We start from the raw sequence: 2,689 nt of genomic DNA on the forward strand, positions 1-2,689 counted from the left end.
CCGGGAACGGGCGTGCTGCTGCGGCGGTTGCTCGACGGGCTCCCCGGTGACGGGGGTGAGGTCGTCCTCGCGGGCGGCCGGGACGGCGACGACCCGACGCCGGACGGGATCGCGCGGCTGCTGGCGGCGCTGGCGCCGGACGGGCTGCTCGTGGTGGACGCGTCGCGGCCGGGGAGCGCGGAGGTCGGGCGGGAGCACGGCGCCCGCGTGCTGGGGCTGCGGCGGTTGGACCCGCGCGTGGTCGTGGTCGGCTCGCTCACGGCACGGGTCGAGTACCTGGTGGGCGGCGCGACCGTGGCCGCCCGGCTGCGCGCAGAGGTGCCCGCCGGGCGGATCGGGCCCGACGAGCGGGACGAGGCGCTGGCCGCGCTGAGCGGCGGCGGCGACGGAGCGGGGACGAGCGGATCGGCGGCGAAGGGGAGCAACGACGTGGTGATCGCGCTCGTCTCGGAGCACTCCGAGGACGACCACGGCACGACCGGGACCACCCTCGCGGAACCGGGGGCGCCCGCGCCCGCCACGACCGCGCGCCGGAACGGGGACAACCGGGACGGGACCGACCGGGACGCCCTCTCCCCCGCCGCCGCCGCGGTCGTGGCGCGGCTGCGCGAGGCGCTGCGCGCCCAGTGGCCCGAGACCGGCGACCCGGTGCTCGACATCTCCCGGTACGCGCTGCTGACCCCCGGCAAGATGCTGCGGCCCCTGCTGCTGGCGTCGGCGGCGGGCGCGGTCGGCGGCGACGTGGAGCGGGTGGTGCCCGCCGCGCTGGCCGTCGAGTACCTGCACGTGGGCTCGCTCGTGCACGACGACGTGATCGACGACGACGAGGTGCGGCGCGGCCAGCCCTCGGTGCAGCACCGGTTCGGCGTGCCCGAGGCCATCGTGGTCGGCGACGCGCTGATCTTCAAGACGTTCAGCGCCGTCGCCGCCTGCGTCGAGCTGGGCGTCACCGCCGAGGCGGCGCTGGGCGCGGCGCGGGCGATCGCCGACGCGGGCGTGGACGTGTGCCGGGGCCAGGCCCTGGAAGGCGCGCTCGCGGCGGACCCCACGCACCCGCTGGGCGACTACGTCACGGTCATGGCGCTCAAGACCGGCGCGCTGTTCCGGGGCGCCTGCCGGGCGGGCGCGCTGCTGGGCGGCGCCGGGCCGGAGGCGGTGGAGGCGGTCACCTCGTACGCCGAGCACCTCGGGCTGGCGTTCCAGGTGCACGACGACCTGCTGCCGTACCTGTCCGACTCGGCCGTCACCGGCAAGTCCGAGCTGAGCGACCTGCGGAACCTGCGCCCCACCTACCCGGTGCTGCTGGCGCACGAGCGGGGGACGGCCGGGCAGCGCGCGCGGATCGCCCGCGTGCTCAGCGGCGAGCTGCCCGCCGAGGAGGCGTACCCGGCGCTGCGCGAGCTGCTGGTGGACACCGGCGCGCTCGCGGTGGCCACCGAGCACGCCGAGGCCGAGGTGGCGCTGGCCAAGGCGTGCCTGTCCGGGCTGCCCGGCAACGAGCACACCGCGACGCTGGCCGGGGTCGCGGACAAGTCCGTGGCGCGGAGGCGGTAGTGGCGAGCGGGATGGGCGCGGCCTGGGCGCACGTCCAGACCTGGCGGCCCTACACGCTGCCCTACCCCGGCGTGGTCGGCCTGGCCGGGCTGTCGGTCGCGGGCGGGGACCCCGGACCGTGGCACGTGCTGGCGGCGGTGGTCGTGCCGGTGCTGGTGTGGCTGGGCGGGCACTACCTCGGGGACTGGTTCGACCGGGAGCTGGACGCGATCGACAAGCCGCAGCGGCCGATCCCGTCCGGGCGGCTGGGCGCGCGGGCGGCGCTGGTGTCGGCGGCGGTGTGCGAGGTCGGGGCGGCCGGGCTGGCGCTGTCGGTGGGCTGGCGGGTGCTGGCGCTGCTGGTGGTCGGGGTCGTCGGGATCGCCGCGTACAGCCGGGTGTGCAAGGGGCGGGGGCTGTCCGGGAATCTGGTGCGCGGGGCGCTGACCTCGCTCGCGGTGCTGGCGGGCGCGTCCTGCGCGCCGGGCGGGAACGTGTGGGCCGCGGCGCCGTTCGCGGTGGTGTTCCTGCTGCACGACGCGTCCTCGAACCTGGTGGGCGCGGTGCGGGACGTGGCCGGGGACGCGGCGGGCGGCTACCGGTCGGTGCCGGTGCTGCGCGGGGTCGCCTACAGCGCGCGGCTCGCGGCCGGGCTGTACGCCGGGGCTTGCGCGGTCGCGTTCGCGGCGCTGCTGGAGCCGCTGCCCGACCGGGCCTCCTACCTGGCGCTGCTGGTGGTGGCGCTCGCGGTCGGCGTGTGGGTGTTCGGCGGGCTCCTGGCTCAGGGCGGCGGGATCACCCGCGAGTCGGCGCTGCGGGCGCACGCGCTGCTGGTGGGCGAGCGGCTGGTGCTGGCCTGCGCGGTGGTGGCGGCCGGGACCGGGGTGACGGTGGCGGCGTCGGTGCTGGCGCCGGTGCTGCTGTTCAGCCTGCTCACCCAGAACGCGATGCGGGTGCGGCACGAGATCCCGCCCGCCGGGCTGCGGAACGCGACCGCCTCGTGAGCGCGATCGCTCGTGGGGCAACGGGGACCGGCGTCGACCGGTCCCCTCGGAACCGGGCGCGACCGCGCGCCCGCCGGGTGGAGCGGGGTGGCGCGTGAGCACGGGCACGGACGTGGACGTGGTGGTCGTCGGGGCCGGGGTGGCCGGGCTCG

At 77.9% G+C, this 2,689-nt stretch carries 2 protein-coding genes; both read left to right on the forward strand.

The window, feature by feature from the left end:
• Positions 1-1,554, forward strand: a 1,554-nt coding sequence (locus tag ACTUAL_RS27435; RefSeq protein WP_440902272.1) for a polyprenyl synthetase family protein, incomplete at its 5' end; no start/stop codon positions are given.
• Positions 1,554-2,537 (forward strand): UbiA family prenyltransferase, encoded by a 984-nt coding sequence (locus ACTUAL_RS27440; protein ID WP_440902273.1) that lies wholly within the window; start codon positions 1,554-1,556, stop codon positions 2,535-2,537. The genes ACTUAL_RS27435 and ACTUAL_RS27440, both read left to right, overlap by 1 nt.
• The last annotated feature ends 152 nt before the right edge of the window (positions 2,538-2,689 follow it).

The organism is Actinosynnema sp., from assembly GCF_052038725.1.